Annotated in this window: 1 pseudogene; it reads right to left on the bottom strand. The window is 44.6% G+C overall.

Annotated features, from left to right (window positions below):
* Positions 1-43: 43 nt before the first annotated feature.
* Positions 44-267 (bottom strand): annotated as a pseudogene (locus ACFINO_RS11235) (phage portal protein); the annotation flags it as partial.

The following is a 267-nucleotide window of genomic DNA, read 5'->3' as shown; positions in this document are numbered from 1 at the left end:
GCATAAAAAACCGCACTTCCTAAACACAAAGCCATTTCACTTTTCATGTGCCTTCTGCAAAATGGATTGGCATCAGCTGTTCCACACCGGCATGACCGCTAGGGCCTCCTAAAGCCTCAGCACTGTCTTGCAATGGAGCACTTTGTTTCTCTAAACTCTGCTTTTGTGCTTTGAGTGCAATTTTATGGATGAGTGATGCAGGCAAAGGTGAATAACGCAAAAGATCGAGCATAATATCTGGCGTTGTGAAACTCTGCATCAAAGGCA

Source organism: Bartonella sp. AA83SXKL (assembly GCF_042196965.1).
In the GTDB taxonomy this organism is placed as follows: domain Bacteria; phylum Pseudomonadota; class Alphaproteobacteria; order Rhizobiales; family Rhizobiaceae; genus Bartonella.
This window is presented reverse-complemented; position numbering and strand designations above follow the sequence as displayed.